This window comes from Sorangium sp. So ce385 (assembly GCF_051474135.1).
Taxonomy (GTDB): Bacteria; Myxococcota_A; Polyangia; order Polyangiales; family Polyangiaceae; genus Sorangium; species Sorangium cellulosum_D.
This window is the reverse complement of sequence record NZ_CP150337.1, coordinates 3,404,339-3,427,518: the sequence shown is the minus strand read 5'-3', so window position 1 is coordinate 3,427,518 and position 23,180 is coordinate 3,404,339. Positions and strand designations below refer to the sequence as shown.

General features: G+C 72.8%; 19 protein-coding genes. 5 read left to right on the top strand and 14 right to left on the bottom strand.

Features of this window, described 5'->3' with window-relative positions; translation table 11 throughout:
* Positions 1 to 151 precede the first annotated feature (151 nt).
* The 6 genes from WME83_RS12840 to WME83_RS12815 all read right to left on the bottom strand — a co-directional run bounded on the left by WME83_RS12840 (position 152) and on the right by WME83_RS12815 (position 6,105).
* The gene (locus WME83_RS12840; RefSeq protein ID WP_437319567.1) at positions 152 to 1,831 is read right to left on the bottom strand and encodes a methyl-accepting chemotaxis protein; all 1,680 of its coding nucleotides are present in this window, start codon (positions 1,829 to 1,831) and stop codon (positions 152 to 154) included.
* Complete coding sequence (locus WME83_RS12835) at positions 1,810 to 2,805, bottom strand: CheR family methyltransferase (RefSeq protein ID WP_437319566.1); 996 nt, start codon at positions 2,803 to 2,805, stop codon at positions 1,810 to 1,812. Before WME83_RS12835 ends, WME83_RS12840 begins: the two co-directional genes overlap by 22 nt.
* Positions 2,802 to 3,356 carry a chemotaxis protein CheW gene (locus WME83_RS12830; RefSeq protein WP_437319565.1) on the bottom strand — a complete coding sequence of 185 codons (555 nt, stop codon included), beginning with the start codon at positions 3,354 to 3,356 and terminating at the stop codon, positions 2,802 to 2,804. The genes WME83_RS12835 and WME83_RS12830 overlap by 4 nt, the downstream gene beginning before the upstream one ends.
* A 55-nt stretch (positions 3,357 to 3,411) precedes the next feature.
* A complete protein-coding gene (locus WME83_RS12825; RefSeq protein ID WP_437319564.1) occupies positions 3,412 to 5,109 on the bottom strand; it encodes a chemotaxis protein CheA in 1,698 nt (565 codons plus the stop codon).
* Positions 5,110 to 5,123: 14 nt separating this feature from the next.
* Positions 5,124 to 5,555, bottom strand: coding sequence for a chemotaxis protein CheD (locus WME83_RS12820; RefSeq protein ID WP_437319563.1), 432 nt, complete (start codon positions 5,553 to 5,555; stop codon positions 5,124 to 5,126).
* A gap of 181 nt (positions 5,556 to 5,736) precedes the next feature.
* The gene (locus WME83_RS12815) at positions 5,737 to 6,105 is read right to left on the bottom strand and encodes a response regulator (RefSeq protein ID WP_437319562.1); all 369 of its coding nucleotides are present in this window, start codon (positions 6,103 to 6,105) and stop codon (positions 5,737 to 5,739) included.
* A gap of 791 nt (positions 6,106 to 6,896) precedes the next feature.
* Between WME83_RS12815 and WME83_RS12810 the strand changes: the two genes are divergently transcribed.
* Positions 6,897 to 10,259 (top strand): DNA methyltransferase, encoded by a 3,363-nt coding sequence (locus tag WME83_RS12810; protein WP_437319561.1) that lies wholly within the window; start codon positions 6,897 to 6,899, stop codon positions 10,257 to 10,259.
* On the opposite strand, the gene WME83_RS12805 is transcribed toward WME83_RS12810, so the two are convergent.
* The 4 genes from WME83_RS12805 to WME83_RS12790 form a co-directional block, all read right to left on the bottom strand.
* Complete coding sequence (locus WME83_RS12805; RefSeq protein ID WP_437319560.1) at positions 10,260 to 11,231, bottom strand: glycoside hydrolase family 43 protein; 972 nt, start codon at positions 11,229 to 11,231, stop codon at positions 10,260 to 10,262.
* A 148-nt stretch (positions 11,232 to 11,379) separates the two neighbouring features.
* A complete protein-coding gene (locus WME83_RS12800; RefSeq protein ID WP_437319559.1) occupies positions 11,380 to 12,069 on the bottom strand; it encodes an SCO family protein in 690 nt (229 codons plus the stop codon).
* Positions 12,070 to 12,331: 262 nt separating this feature from the next.
* Entirely contained in the window at positions 12,332 to 12,772 is a 441-nt protein-coding gene (locus tag WME83_RS12795; RefSeq protein WP_437319558.1) for a DUF3574 domain-containing protein, read from the bottom strand.
* Positions 12,773 to 12,850: 78 nt separating this feature from the next.
* Positions 12,851 to 13,222, bottom strand: a complete 372-nt coding sequence (locus tag WME83_RS12790; protein WP_437319557.1) for a DMT family transporter — start codon at positions 13,220 to 13,222, stop codon at positions 12,851 to 12,853.
* A gap of 184 nt (positions 13,223 to 13,406) precedes the next feature.
* Here WME83_RS12790 and WME83_RS12785 point away from each other — a divergent pair, with 184 nt between their 5' ends.
* Genes WME83_RS12785 through WME83_RS12775 form a run of 3 tightly spaced genes read left to right on the top strand, consistent with a single transcriptional unit; the run spans position 13,407 to position 16,200 of the window.
* Positions 13,407 to 14,504, top strand: a complete 1,098-nt coding sequence (locus WME83_RS12785; protein ID WP_437319556.1) for a type III polyketide synthase — start codon at positions 13,407 to 13,409, stop codon at positions 14,502 to 14,504.
* Positions 14,498 to 15,091, top strand: a complete 594-nt coding sequence (locus tag WME83_RS12780; protein WP_437319555.1) for an isoprenylcysteine carboxyl methyltransferase family protein — start codon at positions 14,498 to 14,500, stop codon at positions 15,089 to 15,091. Before WME83_RS12785 ends, WME83_RS12780 begins: the two co-directional genes overlap by 7 nt.
* Complete coding sequence (locus tag WME83_RS12775) at positions 15,088 to 16,200, top strand: NAD(P)/FAD-dependent oxidoreductase (protein WP_437319554.1); 1,113 nt, start codon at positions 15,088 to 15,090, stop codon at positions 16,198 to 16,200. Before WME83_RS12780 ends, WME83_RS12775 begins: the two co-directional genes overlap by 4 nt.
* Positions 16,201 to 16,290: 90 nt before the next feature.
* On the opposite strand, the gene WME83_RS12770 is transcribed toward WME83_RS12775, so the two are convergent.
* Both WME83_RS12770 and WME83_RS12765 read right to left on the bottom strand, forming a co-directional pair.
* The gene (locus tag WME83_RS12770; protein ID WP_437319553.1) at positions 16,291 to 16,983 is read right to left on the bottom strand and encodes a hypothetical protein; all 693 of its coding nucleotides are present in this window, start codon (positions 16,981 to 16,983) and stop codon (positions 16,291 to 16,293) included.
* The gene (locus WME83_RS12765) at positions 16,980 to 18,185 is read right to left on the bottom strand and encodes an AAA family ATPase (RefSeq protein WP_437319552.1); all 1,206 of its coding nucleotides are present in this window, start codon (positions 18,183 to 18,185) and stop codon (positions 16,980 to 16,982) included. The genes WME83_RS12770 and WME83_RS12765 overlap by 4 nt, the downstream gene beginning before the upstream one ends.
* A 357-nt stretch (positions 18,186 to 18,542) precedes the next feature.
* Between WME83_RS12765 and WME83_RS12760 the strand changes: the two genes are divergently transcribed.
* Positions 18,543 to 19,583, top strand: coding sequence for an OmpA/MotB family protein (locus tag WME83_RS12760; protein ID WP_437319551.1), 1,041 nt, complete (start codon positions 18,543 to 18,545; stop codon positions 19,581 to 19,583).
* 289 nt (positions 19,584 to 19,872) lie between these two features.
* Here WME83_RS12760 and WME83_RS12755 read toward each other — a convergent pair whose 3' ends face one another.
* Together WME83_RS12755 and WME83_RS12750 are read right to left on the bottom strand one after the other, a co-directional pair.
* Complete coding sequence (locus WME83_RS12755) at positions 19,873 to 22,473, bottom strand: VIT domain-containing protein (RefSeq protein WP_437319550.1); 2,601 nt, start codon at positions 22,471 to 22,473, stop codon at positions 19,873 to 19,875.
* A complete protein-coding gene (locus WME83_RS12750; RefSeq protein ID WP_437321991.1) occupies positions 22,470 to 22,949 on the bottom strand; it encodes a helix-turn-helix domain-containing protein in 480 nt (159 codons plus the stop codon). The genes WME83_RS12755 and WME83_RS12750 overlap by 4 nt, the downstream gene beginning before the upstream one ends.
* Between the last annotated feature and the right edge of the window lie 231 nt (positions 22,950 to 23,180).

Genomic DNA, 23,180 nt, shown 5'->3' with positions numbered 1-23,180 from the left:
CAGCGTGGCCCATGCGGAGGCAGCGACGTATCCATGCCTCGAGTCATGGCTGGCAGGCAGGTCAGTCAGGTCAGTCAGTCAGGCCGCGCGAGCCGCCGCGAAGCGGCGCCGGAGCTCGGCCATCCCTGGCTGGGCTTCCGGTCGGGCGGAGCTAGAACGAAACGAAGTCCTGATCGCCCGTGGCGTGCAGCGCGCGCCCGTTGCTCGATGCGCCGCCGCCCGGGCGGCCCTTCTGCGGCGACCGCCACAGCGCCTTGCCGCCGTGGCGGTCCGGGTGACGCCCCGGCGCCGGCGGCTTGTGGCCCGGTTCGCCGTCGCTCTCCTGCGAGAGGCGGAACGACGCCATCACGTTCTGGAGCTGCTCTGCCTGCGCCGAGAGCTCGGCCGCCGTGCTGGCGAGCTCCTCGGCGATCGCCGCGTTGCGCTGCGTGGCCTGCTCTATCAGCTCCACCGCCCCGCTGATCTGGGCCACGCCGTTCGACTGCTCCTTCGAGGCCACGGCGACGCCCTGCACCAGCTCCGCGGTCTCCCGGATCGACGGGACGAGCTCCGCGATGAGCTGCCCCGAGCGCTCCGCGACCATGATGCTCGACGCGGCGAACGAGCCGATCTCCTTCGCCGCGTCCCGGCTCCGCTCGGCGAGCCGCCGCACCTCCGTGGCGACCACGGCGAAGCCCTTGCCGTGCTCGCCCGCGCGCGCCGCCTCGATCGCGGCGTTCAGGGCGAGCAGGTTCGTCTGATACGCGATCTCCTCGATGATCACGATCCGCTGGGTGATCGCCTTCATCGCCTCGACCGTCTCCCGGACCGCCTGGCCGCTCTGCTCCGCGTCCCTCGTCCTCCGGTGCGCCGTCTCCTCGACCTGCTTGCAGTTGGCGGCGTTCTTCGCGATCGTGCCGCTCAGCTGCTGCAGGCTGGTCATCGTCTCCTCCACGGACGCAGCCTGCTCGCTGGTGCCCTGCGACAGGCTCTGCGCGGTCGCCGAGAGCTGCACCGAGACCGAGGACACCGAGACCGCGCCGCTCCGGACCTCGCCGATGAGGCCCGCCAGGCGCTCCGACATGGCCTTCACGGCGCCGAGCATCTGGCCGAACTCGTCGGAGCTCTTCACCGTGACGTCGCCCGTGAAGTCGCCCCCGGCGATGCGCTGGTGGAGCGACACCGCCTGGTTGAGCGGCAGCAGGACCATCCTGCTGAAGATGACGGCGAGCACGACGGCGACGACGAGCGCGAGCAGACCTCCTATCTGCAGCGTCACGTACATCGTCTGGACGAGCGCGTTCGTCGCCGCCTGCCGCTGGCCGAGGAGGGCGATCTCCTCGTCGTCGATCTCCTTGAGCGTCGCCCGCATCTGGTCCATGAGGCTCTTCCCGCGCCCCTGCCTGACGTCCTCGGCGGCGCGATCCGGCGGCACCTTCGCCTCGTCCGCGCTGCGGCGGTGCTGGATGGTCGGCTCCAGCACGGAGGAGAGCCACTCGTCGTGGTCCTTGTCGATCTTCTCGAGGCGCATCTGCTGGCGCGGGTTGTCCCTGGTGAGCTCCCGGGCGCGGCTCAGGCCCTTGTCGAACCGGTCGCGCCCGCTGCGGTACGGCTCCAGGAAGGCCTCCACCCCGGTGATGACGAAGCCGCGCTCCCCTGTCTCGGTGTCGAGCAGCGACTCCATGATATCGCTCGTCGCGAGCATCACCTCATACGTGTGCTGGTCCCATGAGCGGGCCTCGTCGAGCTCCGCGAACCTCTTGTAGGCAATGCCCGCCAGTACGAGGACGATGACGACCATGGCGGCGAAGCCGAGGTAGAGCTTCCGGCCTACTCCGATGTGCGCAAGCATGATGCATGCTCCGGGCTGGGTGTGTTGCGGCTTCGTTCGAGCCCCGCCGGGGGCTGGAGCCGATAAACGGACGGCGCGACGCATCGCACGCGGTGGTCCGCCCCGTGGAGGCCCTCGGCGTGGCCGAGGAACAGGTATCCTGAAGGCGCGAGGCTGGCGATGAGCTTCGCCACGATCGACGCCTTCGTCGCGGCGTCGAAGTAGATGAGGACGTTCCGGCAGAAGATCAGATCGAACAGACCGAACCGCTTGGGCGCCGCGTCGAGCAGGTTGAAGCGCCGGAAGGTGATGAGCCGGCGCAGCTCCGGCCGGGCCTTCATGAGGCCCGCGCTCGCGCCCGTCCCGCGGAGCATGTACGTGCGCAGGCGCTCCTCCGAGATCTCCGAGGCCCGCTCGATCGGCCACACCGCGCGTTGCGCCTGGTCGAGGGCGCGGACGGACAGGTCGGTCGCGAGGATGCAAATCCCCGGAGCGCCCGTCGACGCGGCGCCCGCCCACGGCGGCGCCTGTGCTGCCACGTCGCGGCAATCCCGGGAGGGCAGGCTGTCGAGCAACGTCATCGCTATCGAGTAGGGCTCTTCCCCGGTCGAGCAGGCCGCGCTCCAGGCGCGCAGCGGGCGGCGGCCGCGCGCGGAGGGCGGTCCGTGGCCCGCGCTCTCATGCCACGCCGGGAGGATCTCGCGCTCGAGCAGCTCGAACTGCTCGCGTTCCCGGAAGAAATGGGTCTCGTTCGTGCAGATGCAGTCGAGCATGTGCACGAGCTCTCCCTCGTCGCCCGCCGCGGTCACGCGGCGGTAGTACTCGCCGAAGCTGCGGAGCCCGAGCGCGCGGAGCCGGGGCCCGAGGCGGCAGATCAGGAGCGGCTTCTTCTGCGGGCCCAGCGCGATGCCCGAGAGGCGCTTGACGAGCTTCTGGAACAGCGCGAACTCCTCGTCGCTGAGCGTGCGCGGGCTCGGCTCGGCGATCGAGATCATGGCCTGTCCCCGTCGCCGGCCGGCGCGCCGTGGCTGCCCGGGAGCGCCGGCGGAGCCCCGGGGGCCGAGGGGCCGAGCGCCGTCGAGGCCAAGAGCTCCGCCGGCGAGAGGATGCGGTCGATGTTGAGCAGCATCACGAGCTTCTGGCCTACCTTCGCCAGCCCGAGCAGCTGATCGGGGCGCGCCTGCGTCCCGAAGGTCGGCGCGGGCTCGATCTCGTCCTCGGAGAGCGTGAGCACGTCGCCCACGCCGTCGATGAGCAGGCCGAGGCGGGCGTCCTCGCCGTCGAGCTCGGTCTCGACGATGAGCACGCAGGTCCACCGGCTCACCCTCGTCGGCGGCAGCCCGAGCTGGACCGCGAGATCGATGACCGGCACGACGCGCCCCCGGAGGTTCATGACGCCGACGACGCACGCCGGCATCATCGGGACCCGCGACGTGCGGCTGTGCTCGACGATCTCCCGCGCCCGGACGATGTTCAACGCGTACTCGTCCCCCGCGATGATGAAGGAGATGTATTGCGACACGGGGCTCGATGCGTCGGAGTTCATGACGCCTCCATGGAGAGAGAGGGGAAACGGGCGCCCTGCGCGCCGGGGCGCCCGATCATCCTGGGGCGCCTCCGGCGGCCGATGGCGCTGCCCTGCGCTCGTCGAGCGCGTCGGCCGGGACCACGTCCCGGAGGACGCCGCCGAGCAGCGCGTCGACGTCGAGGATCATCGCCACGCTGCCGTCGCCGAGGATGGTCGAGCCGGAGATGCCCGGAACGCGGCGGAAGAGCTGGCCGAGCGGCTTGACCACCGTGCGCCCCTCGCCGTCGAGGGCGTCGACCACGAGGCCGGCCTCGGAGCCGCCGTGCGCGACGACGACGACGCGCTCGTCCGGCGGGGGAGAGCCGCCGAGCCCGAAGAGCGCCCGGAGGCGGACGCACGGCAGCGCGCGTCCGCGCCGGACCATGAGCCCCTGGGCGCCGCCGTGCGCGAGCGAGCCGCGCGGCAGATCGCAGCAGGCGAGCACCGCGCGGAGCGGGATCACGTACCGCTCGTCGCCGATCCCCACCGAGAGCCCTTCGATGGTGGCCAGCGTGAGCGGGAGCTGGATCAGCAGCGACGTGCCGTGCCCTTCGCGGCTCTCGATCCGGATCGTGCCCTGGATCGACTCGACGCTGCGCCGGACGACATCCATGCCCATGCCGCGCCCCGCCAGGTGCGACGACTCCGCCGCCGTCGAGAACCCGGGCTCGAACACGAGGCTGAAGAGCTCGTGGTCGGGGAGCGCGTCGGGCGCAGGGAGCCTCCCCTGCGCGCGGACCCGAGCGGCGATGCGCTCGCGGCTCATGCCGGCGCCGTCGTCGGAGATCCGGAGCGCGATGCCGCCCCGCTCGTGCGCGGCGTGCAGGGTGATGGTGCCGCAGGGGTCCTTGCCCGCGGCGCGCCGCGCCTCGGGCGCCTCGATGCCGTGACAGATGGCGTTGCGCAGGAGGTGCGTGAGGGCGTCCCGGAACCGCTCGACCACGGCCGTATCCACCTCGACGTCGCCGTGCAGGACGACGAGGCGCGCCAGCCTGCCGTGCGCGTGGGCGAGATCGCGCACCGTGCGCTCGTAGTGCCGGAACCAGGGGCCGACCGGCACCATGCGCGCGGCGCGCACCGCCTCCTCCAGCTCCCTGCAGAGCCGATCTTGCTCCTCCATCTGGTCGCGCAGCGCGGCGCCGGCCTCCCCGCGCACCGCGCGGAGCATCCGCGCCACCCTGTTCCGGCCGAGGGTGAGCTCTCCGATGAGATCCGCCATGCGATCCAGCTTCTCGACGGCGACGCGGATGCTCTTGAGGGTGGTCGCTCCCTCCGCGTCGTCCTCGGTCGCGCGGCGCGCGACCGTCGCCCACGCGCCCTGCAGCGCCTCTGGCCCTCTGCGCCGCGCCTCCTGGAGGCGCGCGATGACCTCCTGGTGCGAGGTGCTGGGCTCGACCTGCCCCCTCTCGATCTCGGCGACGAGCCGTCGGGCGGCGTCCACCGTCTCGAGCAGCAGCGAGACGACGGGCGTGGTGAGGGGGAGGTCGCCGCGGCAGAGCGCCTCGATGACGTCCTCCGCGGCGTGCCCGAGATCGCTCAGGCCTCCGAGACCTACCGAGCCGGCGCTCCCCTTGAGCGTGTGCGTGGCGCGGAAGACGCGCTGGAGCACGTCGTGGACGTCGGGCCCGGTCTCGAGCTGCAGCAGCGCGCGCTCGATCTCGTCGAGGATCTCGTGCGCCTCTGCCATGAACGTGTGGAGCAGCTCGTCGCGCTCTCTATCGATGCTGCTCACGGGGGCCATGCGGCTCACAGCGCCTGGATGGAGATGGCGCCGTCGTGGGTCCGGAAGACGATCTTGCGCCCCCGGTTGCCGCCCGTATCCAGCTGCGCGATCCGTATCCCCGCCGCGCGCAGGAACCCGAGCCCGGCGTCGACGTTCTGGGCGCCGAGGTGGGTGCCGCGCTCCCGGAACGCGGAGATGAGGCAGGCGCCCCCGACGACGCGCGCTTGCAGCGCCCGGCTGGAGGCCCCGAGCTCCAGGAGCTGCTCGAGCAGACGCTGGCATGCGATATCGGCGAAGCGGACCGACGCCATCGCCGGGCTCGGGCACCCCGGAAGCACGTAATGGTTCATCCCGCCGACGCCGGTGGTGGCGTCCCAGAGGCAGATCGCCACACATGACCCAACGATGGTGGTCACCGAGGTCGGCTCGGCCGAGACGAACAGCTGGCCCGGCATGACGTGGTGCGCCTTGGTCGGCAGCGAGCGCCAGCTGGGCGGCCCGATGGATAGAGACTGTGTCGTGGAGTCAGGCGGCCTGGTCCTGTCCTCTCCGCCGACATCGTCGTGGGGAGGCCCGGCTCGATCCGCGTCGCCGGGAGGCGCGCGGTGCGCGTCCTCGGATGCCCTGGCCGCTGAGTCAGTCGCCAAGGCAGTTCCTGACCTTTTCCAGGAGCTCCATCGTGTCGATGGGTTTCGTCACGAAATCGGAGCAGCCGCACCGGAATCCCTCTTCCATGTGCGCGACATCGCTCCGGCTCGTGACGAGCAGGATCGGCGTGCCGCGCGTCGCCTCGTCCGCGCGCAGCTGCCGGCATGCGTCGAAGCCGTTCACGTGCGGCATGACGACGTCGAGCAGAATGAGATCGGGCCGCTGCTCCACGGCCACGGCGACGCCCTGGCCGCCGTCGTTCGCCGTGATGGTGTCGTAGTGCTCGCGCAGCACCATCTGCTCGATGCGCAGGATGGTCTGAGAATCGTCGACCAGCAGGATCTTCTTCCGAGGCACCGTTGCACCCCCTCGAGCGGATTCAGCGGCCGCGGCCGCGGCCGTGCCCTCACGCAGGGCAAGGAGACTCCCCCTCCTCCACCTGCGTACAGCACCTGCGCACAGGGCGTTCCCCCCCTGGGCAGAAACACCTTACCACGAGGGTTTGTAGAAGCTCCACAGAGAATTTTCAACATGTACACATCTGGTCCCTGTCGGTCGCGCTGATTTGCCGGCGCGCCCGGAGCCTCAATGAGGTTCGAGGCCACGGCTCTGGTGGCACGCAGGCGGGCAGGCGCCGGTGGGCCCGCTGCCGGAGCGCGCGGCCTCGAGTGGAGACGCCATCCCCACAGCGACGGCGATCGCGCGCTGAACAAGCGAACGAGCTCCGCGATAGAGAGTCCATGGAGGTCGAACACAGGCGGAAGGGAGGCAGTAGGGAGGCAGGTAGCAGGGGAGCAAAGGATGTGCGCCGCAGCGCACATCGAGCCTGAAGGAGCGATGCGCGGGTGCGTTCGGATGTCGAGCCGAGGGCAGATCATCGTCCACCGGGTCGACGGCTCCCCGCGTCACCGGGGCGGCGGACACAGGGGAGAGGACGAAGACTCTCTGCGTCCTCTGACTCTGAACCTCGTTGGCGCAGAGGCTGTGTGTTCGACTTCTTGCCCATCACGGAGCCAGGGACGAGCTTGGTGACGGCCCTATTGGGCTCCGACGAAGGCCGTCAAGCGCCCGGGGAGCGCGCGCGAGGAAGACGGAAACAGCTCCGTTCGAGCTCGGCCGACGCGACGGAGCGGCCGCTCGCGACGCGGGTGAGGCAGAACCTGCAGCGGATCGCCGCGCGCTCGCGTACACTCCGGGCGCTCGGCATGGATCGGCCCGCCCACGGGGACAGCAGGGCGCAGCAGGCAGACGTCGCGGGCGCGCTCGCGGATCGCGCCTTCGGTGCGCTCGGCGTCCTCCTCCGCGGCGTCGAGGCGGCGGCCGAGCGCGACGGTCCGGACGCGCTCGAGGGCGCGCTCGCCCGCGGCCCGGAGCACCTCTACGGCGGGCTGCTCACCGCGCTCCTCCGGCTCGCGTTCCTGCTCCACGCCGAGGCGCGCGGGCTCCTGCCGGTCGATGACCCGCGCTACGCGGCGCGCCTCGGCGTGCATTCGCTGTTCCGGGAGCTCGCTGCGGAGCACGCCGCGCGCCCGGCCGCGATGCGGCGGCGCTTCGGCGCGTGGGCGCGGCTCGTCGCGCTGTTCCGCGCCGTCTTTCACGGGCTCGGCCGCCCCGAGCTGACCCTGCCGGCGCGGCGCGGGCAGCTCTTCGACCCCGAGCGCTACCCGTTCCTGGAGCGGGCGGGGACCGGCGCGCCGCCTTTCGACGACGCCGCGGTGCACGCGGTGCTCGAGCGGCTCCTCGTCCTCGACGGGCGGCCGCTGTCGTACCGGGCGCTCGACGTCGAGCAGCTCGGCGGCCTTTACGAGGCGCTCATGGGCTACCGGGTCGAGCGCGCCGCCGGGCCGACGGTGTGCCTCCGGCCCGAGCGGGTCTGGGTGAGCGCGGCCGAGGCGCTCGCGCAGCCGAGGGCGCGGCGGGCGGCGTGGCTCGCCGAGCGGGCGGGGCTCTCGCGGCGCGAGGCGAAGCGGCTCGGCGAAGCGCTCGCCGCCGCCGGGACCGAGGACGAGCTCCTCGGGGCGCTGGGGCCGCTGCGCGCCAGGGACACCGAGGTGCTCGCGGCGGGGCGGCTCTTCCTCCAGCCGGTCGCCGAGCGGCGGCGGACGAGCTCCCATTACACCCCGAGGAGCCTGTCCGCGCCCATCGTCGCCCGGACGCTCGAGCCCCTGCTCCGGCAGCTGGGCGAGGCGCCGCCGTCGGCGCGGCTCCTCGGGCTCGCGATCTGCGACCCGGCGATGGGGTCGGGCGCCTTTCTCCTGGAGGCGTGCCGGTACCTGGCCGACCAGGTGGTGGCCGCCTGGGCCCGCGAGGCGGCGGCCGGCGACGCGGCCGCGGCGGAGCGGCTCGCCCGGGGGCGCGAGGACGCCGTGGGCGAGGCGCGGCGGCTCGTGGCGCGGCGCTGCCTGTACGGCGCCGACAAGAACCCCTTCGCCGTGAGCCTGGCGAGGCTGTCGCTCTGGCTCGTGACGCGCGCGCGGGACGAGCCGTTCACGTTCGTCGATCACGCCCTCCGCCACGGCGACTCGCTGGTCGGGCTCGATCTCGGCCAGCTGCGCGGCTTCCACTGGAAGCCCGCCGCGCCGGAGCCGCCGCTCTGCGACGCGATCGACGCCGCGCTGGAGCGGGCGCTCGAGCTGCGGCGAGCGCTCGCCGCGCCGACGCCGGGAGGGGATGGCGACGCCGCGCGCGCGCGGGAGCGGCTCGCGCGGGAGGCGGACGAGGCGATCGGCCGGGCGCGGCTCCTCGGCGACCTCGTGGTGGGGGCGTTCTTCGCGCACGAGAGGGACCGGGACCGGCGGAGGGAGCGCGACCGGCGGGCGCGGCTCGCGATCGCGTGGCTGCGCGGCGGGGGGCCGCCCCCGGAGGAGCTCCTGGCCATGCAGCGGGCGCTCCGGGAGGGCGCGCCGGGCGGGGCGCCGCCGCTGCCGGCGTTCCACTGGGCGCTGGAGTTCCCGGAGGTGTTCCAGGAGGAGCGCCCGGAGGGGCCGGGCGTCCAGGAGGCGCGCCCGGGCGGGCCGGGCGGCGAGCGCGCGCCGGGGCCGGCGCGGCTCGACGCGTTCGTGGGGAACCCGCCGTTCCTCGGGGGAAAGCGGATCTCGACGGATCACGGGGACGTCTACGCCGCGTGGCTCGAGCAGCTGCACGGCGCCACGAAGAACACCGATCTCGCCGCCCACTTCTTCCGCCGCGCGGCCGCGCTGCTCGGGGGCCGCGGCACGGTGGGGCTCATCGCCACGAACACGATCGCGCAGGGCGACACCCGGCGATCCGGCCTGCAGCCGCTCGTCGAGGCGGGGCGGGCGGTCATCTACCACGCGGTGCGCAGCGTCCCGTGGCCCGGGGACGCGGCCGTCCACGTCGCCGTCGTCCACCTCGCCGTGGGCATGTCGCCGGCCGACGGGGTCCCGCCGCCCCGGCTCGACGGCGTCCCTGTCCGCCACATCAACTCCCACCTTCGCGCGATGCCCGAGCGGCCCGATCCGAGGCCGCTTCAGGCGAGCCGGGATCTCTGCTTCATCGGCTGCTTCCTCCGCGGCGACGGCTTCGTCCTCACCGACGGCGAGGCGCGGTCGCTCTCTCTGGGCGACCCGGCGGCCGGCGAGGTGCTCCGCCCTTTCCTCGGCGGCGAGGAGGTCAACTCGTCGCCTTCGCACAGCCCGCACCGCCACGTCATCGACTTCGGCGAGCGCGGGCTCGAGGACGCGGCCCGGTGGCCGGCGCTCCTGTCGATCGTGCGGAGTCGGGTCAAGCCGGCGCGGGATCGCCTGAAGCTCACCGGGATCGACGCGGGCCACCGGGCGCGATGGTGGCAGTTCGCCAACCCGCGGCCGGAGCTCCGGCGCAGGGTCGCGCCGCTCGCGCGGTGCCTCGTCGCGGCGCGGGTGACGAAGCACCTGTGCTTCGCGTTCCAGCCCGCGGGGCGGACGTTCTCGGACCAGCTGTGCGTGTTCGCCATCGACGACTACGCGCGCTTCGCGGTCCTCCAGTCGCGAGCGCACGAGTCGTGGGCGCGCCTGCTCTCCTCGACGATGGGAGAGGGCCTGCGGTACGCGCCGTCGGACTGCGTGGAGACGTTCCCCTTCCCTCCCCCGGAGCACCTCGCGGCCGGCGGGCCCCTCGAGGCCGCCGGCGAGCGCCTCTACACGGCGCGCGCCCGGCTGATGGTCGAGCTGGGAGAGGGCCTGACCGCGATGTACAACCTCCTCAAGGACCCTGCCTGCGCGCGGCCTGGCGTCGTCGAGCTCCGCCGGCTCCACGAGGAGATGGACCGCGCCGTGCTCGCCGCGTACGGGTTCGGCGACATCGAGGTCCCGCCGTACGCCGCGCCGGTCACGCCCGGCGAGCGGAGCGCGGCGGGCGCCTTCGAAGATCGGGTGATCGACCGGCTCTTCGCGCTGAACGAGGCGCGGGCCGACGAGGAGGAGCGGCGGCGCGGCGAGGCCGAGCGGCGCGGCCCGGGGCCCGGAAAGCGGCCGCGGGCGTCGGGGCAGAAGGCCCCCGATGGCGGGTAGTTACGCGCGGCCGTCGATCGTCACGATCGAGCCGTCCGGCCGGTGGGTGAGCTCCGCGACCTTCACGCTGCGCAGGGGCGTCTTGCCGCCGGAGAGCTCGCAGTCGTGATAGAAGAGCCACCACTTGCCGCCGAAGTTCACGATGGAGTGGTGCGTCGTCCACCCCAGCACGGGGGTGAGCACGACGCCCTGGTAGGTGAAGGGGCCGTACGGACTGTCGCCCGTGGCGTACACGAGGAGGTGCGTGTCGCCGGTGGAGTACGACAGATAGTATTTGCCGTCATGCTTGTGCATCCACGCCGCCTCGAAGAAGCGGCGCGCGTGGTCCGTTTGCAGGAGGGGCTGGCCCTTCTCGTCCAGGATGCGGATCTCGCGCGGCGTCTCGGCGTACTGGAGCATGTCGTCGCCGAGGCGCGCCACGCGCGGGCCGATGGCGGGCTTCGCCTCCGTGGGCTCGGGCGGCACGGTCGGGTCGTACTTCCCGCCCTGCCAGCGTTGCAGCTGCCCGCCCCAGATGCCGCCGAAGTACATGTAGTGCGCGCCGTCGTCGTCCTGGAAGGTGGAGCAGTCGATGCTGTAGCTGCCCCTCATCGGCTCAGGCTCCGGCTTGAACGGCCCCTCCGGCCGCTTGCTGGTGGCCACCCCGATGCGGAAGATGCCGTCCCGGTCCTTCAGCGGAAAATACAGATAGTAAGTGCCGTCCTTGTGCGCCGCGTCGCCGGACCACAGCTGCCGCCCCGCCCAGGGAACGTCCTTGAGATCGAGCGCCACCCCGTGGTCCGTCACCTCGCCGGGGATGCTCGCCATGGAGAGGACGTGGTAGTCCCGCATGTCGAAGTGATCCCCGTTGTCGTTCTCGGGGATGCCGCTGTCGACGTCGTGCGACGGGTAGATGAACACGCGGCCCTCGAAGACGTGGGCGCGCGGGTCCGCGGTGTAGATGTGGGAGACCAGGGGCTTCGGTCGCGACATGCCGCTCCGTGGGGTGGTGAGGGGCTCAGCTCAGCCGCGCCGGTCCTGGGACGGCGCCGCGGCGTGTGCGTCTCGATCGCGTCGAGCAGCGTGGCGCGCCCGGCGAACGCGGGCTTGAGCTGAGTGGGCTCGCCCCTCTACCATCGCATCAGAAATTCCGCCAGGGATCATCGAGCCGGCGCCCGCCCGCGCCCGGCGCCGCCAGGCCTCGCCACAGGTAGGCCCGCGTCTCCTCGGCGAGGCGCGCGGGCGTCGCGATGCCGTCGACCCGCGTCCAGCGCCCCTCGGCCGCGCGGCCGATGAGCGTGATCGGGGTGTGCTGCTCCTTGACGGGCGCGCGCCCGCCGAGCGCGTCGAGCACCCGGCTCACGCGCTCGCGCTTCCCCGTCAGGAACACCCAGCCCGGCCGCCGGCCGAATTTCTCTGCATATCCCTTCAGCCGCTCCGGCGTGTCCGTGGCGGGGTCGAGCGAGATGGAGACGAGCCGCACGTCGCGCTCCAGCGCGTCGCCGAGCTCGGCCTGGAGCCGGCCGAAGATGGCCGTCATCGGCGAGCAGATCGTCGTGCAGGTGGTGAAGACGAAGTTCACCACGAGCACGCGATCCTTCGCGAGATCGCGGAGGCGGACCGGCGCGCCGTCCTGATCGACGAGCTCCTCGTCCGGCACCACGACCCCCGTCGCCGGGGCCGTCCGCACCGCCGCGGCGCCCTGCGCCGGGAGCGACGGACCCCGATCGGCGCCCGCGCCCACCGGATCGCTCCCGCGACCGCACGAGGCGGCGGCGAGCGCGCCGGCGAGGAGCAAGGCGTTCGGCACGGAGAGCGAGAGAGATCGCATATCGGCCTCACTGCGGGCGTCGCCCCGTCGGGGCCCGCGAGGGGGCGCTCGCGCCGAGCGCCCGGGGTGTTCGTGCGCCGTCGCTCGACGAGCGAAGAGCGGCCGCCCCGCGGCGGCGCCCCTCCTCGATGACCGCTCGATGGGCGATCGACGGCTGGTCGGCGGACAACGCACTTTGTCGCGCGATCCCGGGAGGTCAAGAGTCTTCGCCGGCGGGCTCGCGCGCTCGCGTCGGCGAGGCGAGGCCACGACGCCCCGGCCGTCAGAAATCGACGCAGACGGGCTCGTCGATCCGCAGCACGGACTCCTGATCGAAGCGCGCCTTGTACTCCTCGCGGATGGCCTCGATGCTGTCCGAGGCGGCCTGGCCGCCGTCGTGGAGGAGCAGGATCAGCCGGCTGTCCTCGCGGATCAGCTCCTCCGTCGTCGCGAGGTACTGGCCGTCGACGTCGAACTGCGTCAGCCCGTCCCGGAAGCGCGGGGTGACGACCGTATCGACGAACTCCTGCCATTGCTCCTGCGTGACGTCGGGCTCGTCGAACCGATCCATCCCGAAGAAGAGCTCGGTGCGGATCATCGGCGCCCCGCTGTCGCAGGTCGCCTCGGGCGCCGGCGGCGGGCCGTCGTCCGCCGCGGCGCTGCCGCAGCCGACGGTCGCGAGGAGCACGGCGAGGAGGGCGCGCGGGATCGATCGGTCGGGCATGGATGCTTCCTCCGAGGTGAGGGCGTCAGGTCGCACGGCGGCGTGCGACCCGCACGCTATCACGGCCGGCGCGGCGGATTAGGTGAGGTTGTACGCGACCATCGCGATGCCCGCCGCGATGAGGACGATGCCGCCGATCTGCACCGCCGTGAGGGTCTCGCGCAGGTAGTAGACGGAGAAGACCGAGATGATCAGGAAGCCGCCCGAGGACATGATCGGATAGGCGACCGACAGGTTGATGCGCTTCAGCGCCAGGACGTAGAACAGGATGTTCGACGCGAAGAGCACGAGCCCGAGCACGAGGTGGTAGTTCGTCGCGAGCGCGAGCGCCTTGTCGACGAGCGACAGGCCCTCCATCGGCGGGACGCGCCGCGAGGCGAGCTTCATGAGGATGTTCGCGGTCGCGTTGAAGAGGAGGGCGATGATGAGGAAGAGGTAACCTTGAGCCATGTCTCTCGTGCGGCGAGCGCCGGCGGCCCGCCATTCCCGGGAGACCTCTGGCGCAGCGGCCGGCATGGATCAACCGTGAAGCGCGCGAGCCTTCATCGCCCAAGGTTCGGTGAACCTCAGGCGGTTCCTGACGGCGAAATCGACGTGGTCGGTCGCCTGCCTCGGTGCGAGACTGCCGCCCGCCATGAGCTCCGAACGCCTGGAGATGCCGTTCGCGCCGACGATCGCCGCGGTCGGGACGGCGCTGCCGCCCCACTATGCAACGCAGGACGAGACGTGCGCGGGGCTGCGCCGGCTCTGGGCGGGCAAGGGCGACGCGCTCGCGCTCGTCGAGCGGGTGCGGCGGTCGATCGAGGTGCGGGGGCGGCACCTCGCGCTGCCGATCGACGCCTACTACGCGCCCTCGACGTTCGCCGAGCAGAACGGCCGGTGGAGCGCCAGCGCGATGGAGCTCGGCGAGCGCGCCTGTCGCGCCGCGCTCGAACGGGCGGGCCTCGGGCCCGAGGACGTCGATCACATCATGTTCGTCTCGGTCACCGGCATCTCGGCGCCCAGCCTCGATGCCCGGCTCGTCAACCGGCTCGGCTTCCGGCGCGACATCAAGCGCACGCCCGTCTTCGGCCTCGGGTGCGTGGCCGGCGTGGCCGGCGTCGGGCGCGTCACCGACACGCTGCGCGCCTTCCCGGGGCAGACGTCGCTGCTCCTGTCGGTCGAGCTCTGCTCGCTCACGCTGCAGCGCGACGACACCTCGGCGGCGAACGTCATCGCCGCGCAGCTCTTCGCCGACGGCGCCGCCGCCGTCGTGGCGCGCGGCGCGCAGGCCGCCCGCAAGAGCGGCCGGCCCGGCGGCGCGGCGGTGCTCGACGCGCAGGCCGTCTTCTACCCGGAGACCGAGCACATCATGGGGTGGGACGTCGTGGACACCGGCTTCCGGGTCGTCCTCTCCGCCGGCGTCCCGGCGCTCGTGCGCGAGCACGTGCGGCGCGACGTCGACGCGTTCCTCGCGCGGCACCGCCTGTCGCGGGGCGACGTCCGCCACTGGATCGTCCACACCGGCGGGCCGAAGGTGCTCGAGGCGATCACCGAGACGCTCGAGCTGCCCGAGGACGCGCTCGCCCGCTCGTGGCGGTCGCTGCGCGAGATCGGCAACGTCTCCTCCGCCTCGGTGCTGTTCGTGCTGCGCGACGTCCTGGAAGAGGCGGACGCCCGGCCCGGCGACTACGGCGTGATGATGGCCTTCGGCCCCGGCTTCTGCTCGGAGATCGCGCTGCTGCGATGGTGACCTCGGCCCAGCTCTACCTCGCCTTCCTCGGCGCCGTGGCCATCGAGCGGCTCGCCGAGCTCGTCATCTCGCGCCGCAACGCGCGGCGCGCCTTCGCCAAGGGCGGCGTCGAGGTCGGGCAGGCGCACTTCCGGGTGATGGCGCTGATGCACACCGCCTTCCTCGCGGCGTGCGCGCTCGAGGTCGACGCGCTCGACCGGCCGTTCCCCGGGCTCGTCGGGTTCGCGGCGCTCGCCGCCGCGCTGCTCGCGCAGGCGATGCGGTACTGGGTCATCGCCACGCTGGGCGAGCAGTGGAACGTCCGGATCATCGTGGTGCCCGGCGCGGCGCCGGTCTCCGGCGGCCCGTACCGCTACCTGCGCCACCCGAACTACGCCGCCGTGATCGTCGAGATGGTCGCGATCCCGATGATCCACGGCGCGTGGCTGACCGCGCTCGTCTTCAGCGCCCTCAACGCGGCCGTGCTCTCGGTGCGCATCCGCGCCGAGGAGGCGGCGCTCGGGCCGTCGTACGCGGCGGAGATGGGCGGCCTGCCGCGGCTCGTGCCGGGCCGCCGCCCCGCGCCGGAGCGCCCCTCGGCGCCGTGAGCGCGCGGTCCGACATCGCCGACATCGCCGTGGTCGGCGGGGGGCCGGCGGGCCTCGCCGTCGCGATCGGCTGCGCGCAGCGGGGGCACGACGTGCTCGTCCTGGATCAGGCCGCGTGGCCGATCGACAAGGCGTGCGGCGAGGGCGTGATGCCCGAGGGCTGCCGCGCGCTCGAGGCGCTCGGCGTCCTGTCCGAGCTCGATCCGGCCGAGCGGGCGCCGATCGAGGGCATCCGGTACCTGCGGCCGGACGGGCTGCGCGTCGAGGCGCCGCTGCCGGCGCCCGGGGGGCTCGGCGTGCGCCGCACCGCGCTGTCGGCGGCCCTCGCGGCGCGGGCGCGCGCGGCCGGCGCGCGGCTCGCTGCGGGCGAGCCGCTGGTCGCGGTCGAGCGGACGCGCGCCGGCGCGCGGCTGGTCACGCGGCGGCGCGCCGTCGAGGCGCGGTACGTGGTCGGCGCCGACGGGCTCGGCTCGCGCGTGCGCCGCGCGCTCGGGTGGGACGCGCCGCCCGCGGGGCCGCGCCGGCTCGGCCTGCGCCAGCATTTCCGGTGCGCGCCGTGGTCGTCGTTCGTCGAGGTGCACCTCGGCGACGGGGTCGAGGCGTACGTGACGCCGGCGGGCGCGCAGCGCGTCGGCGTCGCGTTCCTGTGGGACGGCGATCGCCTCGAGGGGCGCGCGTCGACCGAGCGCCTCGTGCGCTGCTTCCCGGCGCTGGCCGAGCGGGTCGCGGGCGCGCCGGTCGACTCGACGGCGCGGGGCAGCGGCCCGCTCGAGCGCGCGTCGTCGCGCCTCCACGACGACCGCTTCGTGCTGGTCGGCGACGCCGCGGGCTACATCGACGCCATCACCGGCGAGGGGATCTCGCTCGCGCTCGTGGGCGCGGCCGCGCTGTCGACCGCGCTCGACGCGGCCCTGCGCGGCGGCGGCGCGGCCCCGCTCGCGGCCTATGCCCGCGTGTTCCGGCAGGCCTTCCTGCGCTACGCGGTGGCGACGCGCGCGGTGCTCTTCATCGCGCGGCGCCCGCGCCTCCGGGACGGGCTCCTGTCCGCGCTCGCGCTCGCGCCGGGGCTCTTCCGGCACGCGGTCAGCGCGGTGCTGCGCCCGCGCTGAGCCCGGCCCATGCCTTGTCGGGTCAGGGCCGCTCGGAGAGGCTCCCGCTGCCTCGGTGCACCAGCGCGAGAAACTTCCATTCGAGACGCTTCAGTCGAAGAGCGCGCGTACGAGATCGACGGAGGCGAAGACGCTGCGCACGAGCATGGAATAAGGAGCACGCCGACTGACGAGCGCCTGCACGCGGCGCCGCTGCTCATCGAGGACGGCTGGATCCGCCGTAGGGCTCGCAGACACGCTCACCAGTCGGTAGACTTCCATGCTCACGGAGCTGACGTGCTCGAGGATCGCGAGCCTTAGAGCATTGGCCTTGTGAATCGCGGAGCTGCGGGTGCCGTTGTGGATCCGATCCAGCTCCTCCGCCGTATTCACGGCGGGCACGTCGGTCGGATCGCCGGCCAGGAAGACGATGTCGACGGTTCCGGATTTACTCAGCGAGATTGAGACCGCTCCTTGGATCCGCTGGTGGATACGGGTCTCGACACCTTGACCTGGATCGAGCAGCCCGCCGTCGGGGTATTTCTTGGGCCGGCGCTGGTTGCAGTCGAACGTCGTGCAGGTCGGGAAAAGATTGTCCCACACGCATATCAGATGCGCAAATCGTTGCTCCGCCTTGGGACGGCGGTGATCGACCTCGAAGGTACCGAGAGCGATCGGCGTCTCGCACAGATAGCACTTGCCATAGAATACATGGTGGAGCGTTTCGAGCACGTCGATGCCCGTGTAGCTCTTCCCTTCTGCGAGACTTGCTGGTGCTTCGGCGGGCCGTTCGACGTCGATCAACGCATCTGCTCCGTGGCTGCGGTGCCTGGCGATCCCAGCTGTTCCTTCGCCATCCAGACCTCGACCGCGAGCGCGGGCGAGCGGGCCGAGAGCAGAGCTGCGAGATCGACGAACACGCGCTCCTCTTCCGGTGTTCGAGGCGAGCGGCGGGCGAGCTCCCGCAGGCGAAGCAGCTTTTCCGTCGAGTCGAGATCGATCTCGCTGGAGATGCCAAAATGCTCCGTCATCAACGTACCATAACGAACACCACGAAAATCGTCGCTGAGCGTCTGTTCGCGCTTCTTGAGATCGTAGACCACCGCGTTCGGAATACTGGCAATAACGGCGGGAGAGTGGGTAGCAACCAGGAACTGGAAGCGAGGAAAGAGCTCCGTCAAGAAAGGAAGTATTTGTTCCTGCAGGCTCAGGTGCAGGTGCGTCTCGATCTCGTCGACGATCACGATGCCCTCAGGCTCGAAGGTGAAGTCGTTGCGGCTCTGCTGGGCGGCGTCCACTCGGATCAGCAGCTCGGCCAGCAGGGCCAGAACTGCCGCGTGCCCATCTGCGAGCGTGTTGAAGCCGAAGACGTATCCATCGCTTTTCTGAAAGTGAAAGCTGTACGCACGCCGGTCGAACTCGATGGTAAGACCTTCATCCTCCATCAACTGACGTAGCCGGCGTTCGAAGCTCTCGAACCAGCTGCCGATGCGCGATGCCGTTTCATGATCGCCCTCCTCAGCGGCGTACGCCATGTCGGTGCGCTTGTTGACAAGGAACTGGAGAAACTTGTTCGCCACATGCTGTTCCGGACGCAAATCCGCAGGCTTCCACCGCATCCTCCTTGGACCGGGGACCTCGTGACGTTGCAGGCGGCGCGTAGCTGCGAGATATACGGCTATGACATCGCCACGCTGGAACATCTTGCCGAGCTCGTCGGCGTCGCAACTCCAGGTCAGCTCATTGGGAGCGCTCCCGATCAGCGGGAGCGAGAGCTGCTGCCCCTGAGGAGGGAGCAGACCGGCTGAAACATCGTTCCGAATCGCTTCGAGCACGCCGCTCTTTCCGGAGCCGTTCGGTCCCGTAAGGATGAGATGACGGAACTTGGGCCGTCTTGCGGAAGCAGGTCCGCCCGCGCCGTCCGCGGGGAGCGGCACAGACAAATCGATGTCCAGCTGCCGGACGTTGCGGCACTGCTCGACATGGATGCGCGTGATGTAGGCCATCGGGAGGGAGCCTAGCACCCGGCCGGATCGGGAGAAATCCGTGCCGCACCGGCTGCATGGGAGCCGCTGCCTGGGACCGAGCGGGCAGAGCGGGGCCTACCGATCTTCACGAGGCGGGGCGTCGTGAACGCGCAGCTGGGCGGGCGCGAACAGGCTCGGCTCCAGCGTGCGCCGCATGCTCGGCGCGACGGCGCCGCCCTCGCTGCCACACCGAGCTGGAGCGACCGCACGTCCGGTGCGCGCCCCTGCCCAGCGCGCGCCTTGTGGGACCCGGACCGCTCGGATAGGCTCCCGCCGCTCAGCGCACCGGCGCGAGGAGGATGGATCCGGATGATCCGGCGAAAAGGAGCCTGCCAAGTGCAATTGCCTGCTTTGGGTGTCGCAGCCGTGAGCGCGGAGGGGAGCGCCGGGGCCGCCCCTTCGCTGCCCGTCCGGGCCGGGGGCGTCGGGCGCCGCCTCGTCGCGCTGCTCGCGCCCGCGCTCCTCGTCGGGTGCGGTTACACCGAGTTCGAGATGAAGGCCCAGCTCGATCGATCCGAGCGCCTCCAGCGCGAGCTGCAGATGAGCCAGCAGCGCGTCCGCCAGCTGGAGCAGGACGTCGCGCGCGGGGGCGCCGCGGCGCCGCCGCGGGAGGATCCGCTCTCCGCGGAGGGCATCGATCTCGGCACCGGGCCGGGCGCGGGGGCGCAGCGCGGCGAGGCGGCCGGGGCTCGCCCGCCGTCCGATCGCGAGAGCGGCGTCCTGAGGGCGTTCCTCCCGGTCGCGGCCGGGGACGTCACGGTCGCGCCGCGCGACGGCCGCGTGGCGATCTCGATCCCGACCCGGGTCCTGTTCAAGGGGAACCGCGACGCGCTCTCCCCGGCGGGCGAGAAGATCCTGCGGGACATCGCCGCGATCATCCGCAGCAACGAGCCGCTCAAGGGCCTCGATTACCAGGTCGTCGGCCACACCGCGGGCGGCGCGCCGGGCGTGGCGCCGGGCGTGGCGTGGCGCAACGGCTGGGACGTGACGGTCGCCCAGGCGCGCGCCGTGCTGCTGTTCCTGGCGCAGCCCAAGGAGGCTGGCCTGCCCGTCGCGCGCTTGAGCCTTGCGAGCTTCGCCGACCTGCCGCCTGCCGACGCGGGCGGCGGCGCCCCTGCGCAGCCGCCGGATCCGCGCCTGGAGATCGTGGTGGAGGGGACGGCGCAGATCGCCGAGCGCCCGGCCGGCGAGGCCCGGCCCGCGCCCGCCGGCGAGGCGCCTCGCCCGGCCGGCGACGTACGCCCCGCCGGGGAGGCTCGGCCCGCCGGCGAAGCGCGCCCTGCCGGCGAGGCGCCCCGCCCGGCCGGCTCAGCGCGCCCCGCCGGCGAGGCCCGCCCGGGCGCCGGCGTGAAGGGCGGGGACGACACGTATCCCTGAGATCGAGCCGCGCGGCCGAGAGCGGTTTTAGCTGGGACCGATACATCGTCCTCCGTCTGTCGTCCCCGTCTTCCGTCTCCCGTCTTTCGTCTTCGCTCTTCCGTGCGCGTGCGCGTGCGCGTGCGCGATTCTCCGGAATCAGCGCGCACGCGCACGCGCACGAAGGACGCGCACGAAGACGGGAGACGGGAGACGGGAACGGAGAACGAAAGACGGGGACGGGAACGGAAGACGGTGTCTCAGTCCCAGCCGAGACCCCGCTCCAGGCCATCCGGCCGCGACGAGCCCCTCATCTGCCGGGCAGCGCCTCGACCCTCCTCCTGAGCGCCCCGGCGTCGCCGAGCTCGCCCAGCACCGCGCGCACCGCCTCCGGCGCGGCCGCCACCGCGTCGTGGACCCGCGCCCGCAGCCGCCGCCCGCTCGCGACGAGGTACGCGGCCGCGAGCGCCGCGGCGACCTCGCCGTCGGCGCCGCCGCGCTCGAGGAGCGACCCGGCCAGCGCGCAGAGCGCCTCGATCGCCTTGGCCACCTGCGCGCCGTAGATCGCGTGGGCCGAGTCGACGCCCTGCTCGTGACACGCCGCGAGGCACCGCGCCGTGCTGGTGAGCCGGCCGAGATCGGTCGGCTCTCCGCGCTCCCAGAGCCCGGACGCGAGCTGCTCCTCGAACATGCGCCCGAGGCCTGCGCCCTGGGGCTCGGTCCCTCCGGGAGCAGCGCCCGGCGCCGGCGCAGGGGGCGCGCCCGGCCCGGACCCGTGCTGCTGGCCCGCGGGCCCGCCCCGCGCCACCGCGCCGGCAGGGGCCGCGGCGCGCGGCGGGCCGGCCGCGGCGCTCGGCTGGAAGAGCTGCTTCGCGCGCGACAGCAGGCCGCGGGCGGCCGGCGCCGGGCCGCTCTCTGCAGCCCTCGGCGCCGGCGCCGACATGGCCATGGGCGCGGGCGCCGAGGCCCTGGCCTTCGTGAAGGGACTGGCCTTCATGGAGGGAGGCATCATCATCGGACCGCCCATCGCGGCGAACGCGGCGGCCGGCGCCGCCGGGCCGCGACGGCTCATCCCCCACCCCGCCGGAGCGCTCACCGGCACCGGCCTCGCCTCGGGCTGCCCGTGGGCCCGCCGATCGCCCGTGCGCCGCTCGATCACCACGAACGACGCGTGCTTCGAGGCGACCCGGTGCCGGACCGCGAGGTCCACGATGCGCTTCCGCATCGCCTCCGCGCGCTTGCCCGACAGCCCGCGCTCCGACGCCTCGAGCTCCCGCACGCGCGCGCCCGCCCACAGCGCCTCGAGCCCGGGCCGCGACGCCTCCGCCTCGAGCTCGACCGGCACCGCGAGGTGGAAGCGCTCTCCGCGCAGGCTCCCGCGCAGCTCCACGCGCCCCACCCCCGGTCGCTCGTAGCGGCCGTAGAGCACCCACGGCTCGCCGTCGACGAGCGCCGGGAGCTCGGCCGGCGAGAGCTCGCCGACGTCGACGCCCTCGAAGCGCGCCTCGAGCCCCGTCACCCGGATCGCCGTCGCCCGCGCGAACTGCGCCGTCACCTTCTCGTCGATGCGCTCGCCCGGGTGGATGAACTCCGCGGCCCCCTGCGTCCGGCGCGCGAGATCGTTCACGAGCAGATCGCTCACGTTCGTCCCGATCCCGAACGTGTAGACCCGCACCCCCTCGCCCTGCTCGGCGACCCGGTCGACGATCTCGGCCTCGTTGCCCACCTGGCCGTCGGTCAACAGCACGACCACGCGGTCCCGATCCTTGTCGCCGAGCATGCCCGCGGCCGCGAGCAAGGGCTGCAGCATCTCGGTGCCGCCGGACGCGACGAGGCCCTCGACGAACGCGTCCGCGGCCTCGAGGGTCCGCTGGGTGAACGGGGCGAGCGACGGCTCCAGGGCCCGGAACGTGTTGGAGAAGGCGATCACCCCGAACCGGTCCCCCTCGGCGAGGTGGCGGAGGCACAGGCGGAGCGCGCGCTTGGCCTGGTCGATCGACTCGCCCTGCATCGAGCCCGACACGTCGACCACGAACACGACGTCGCGCCGGGCGGACGACCGCTGCGCGTCGAACAGATCCGGCACGACGGTGAGCGCGAAGGTCCCCTCCTTGCCGGCGGCCCGGTCGCAGACGAGGCCCGCCTGAACGCCCGGCGCGCCCGCGGCGATGAGCACGATGTCCCGATCGAGCGCGGCCTTGTCGCCCCGGAGCGACACGCGCTGCCGACCCCCTTCTTCGCGGCGCACGGCGAGCGCGTGCGAGGGGCTCTCGATCGCGACGTCGCGCCCGAGATCGAAGACGATGTCCACGGCGATGCCGTACTCGACCCGCGCGATCTCGGGGGAGATGCGGTCGGCGTCGGGCACCTGGTCGGTGGGCTCGTGGGCGCCGTGCGCGGTCCGCTCGCCCCCGCCCTTGCCGGGGATGTAGCGGGGCGCGACCAGGGTCGGGATCATGAGCCGCAGCGCCCCCTCGTCGGCCTGGAGCCGCTGCACGAACGCGACCTCGACGACCGTCTCCTCCCCGGGCAGGAGGTTGCCCACGCTGGCCGTGAACACGTTGCGCCGCTCCTCGTCGAGCAGCGCCGCGCCGTGGCCGGTGGCGACGGCCTCGTCGTAGGCCTGGAACGCCTCTTCCCGCTCCTTGACCTCCCCCTCGAGCCGCCGGCCGGCGCACTCCATGGCGAAGCCCGCGATGCTCGCCTCGCTGGGCAGCGGGAAGGTGTAGATCGCCTCGATCGGCCGGCGCTCCTCGTTCCGGTAGCGCTGCCGCACCACGAGCCGCGCCGCGCCGCCGAAGACCTCCCCGGAGAGGGAGACGCCGAGCAGCGGGACCGGGTGCCCCTCGGAGGAGCGTAGACACGAGCTCGGCGTCGCCGCCGGGAGCGAGGGATCGATGGACGGGATCATCGCGAGCCTTTCGGGGCAAGGGTTGCGTAACGAGACTCGATATCGAGGGCGATGCGCCGCGAGCGCTCCGGCGCGTCGCTCCGCACGTGGAGCTCGACGCCGTCGGCGATCTCGACCCGCTCCCAGCGCGCGCCGCGCGGCGCCCCGGCGGCGGGGGTCGACGCCGCGGCCGCCTCGGCCGGACCGGCGCAGCCGCCCGCCTTCGTGGGGGGCGGCGCCCCCGCGGCGATGCGCTCGATCTCGTCGAGGCCGGCGCCCGCGAGGCGCGCCTGGATCTCCTCGAGCGGCAGGTGCGCCTGCTGGAGGACCTTGATGGCGCGCAGCCGGGCGAGGTGCTCGCGCCCGTAGGAGGTGTCCTTCCCGCGGAACTCGGGGGCCGGCAGGAGGCCGCGCTGCACGTAATACCGCACCGTGCGCGGCGCCACGCCCGCCTCGCCCGCGAGCTCGTCGAGCTTGTACGTCATCACGACGAGCATCCTGGCTCGCGACACTTCCACTGTCAAGTAGACACTCACGGCCGCGGCGTGCTTCGCGCCGCCGGTCGCGCCGCCGGTCGCGCTGCCGATGTGGACGCGGGGCGCCGGTTTCCGCCGCAAAGCTGCTCCCGTGGGCGGCCCGGGGAGAACCGGTGAGCCGCGCGTCGTACCCGCCGATGGCGTCGGTCGATGGACAGCGTCGGAAACGTGTGATGTCCTGACAAATTCGGC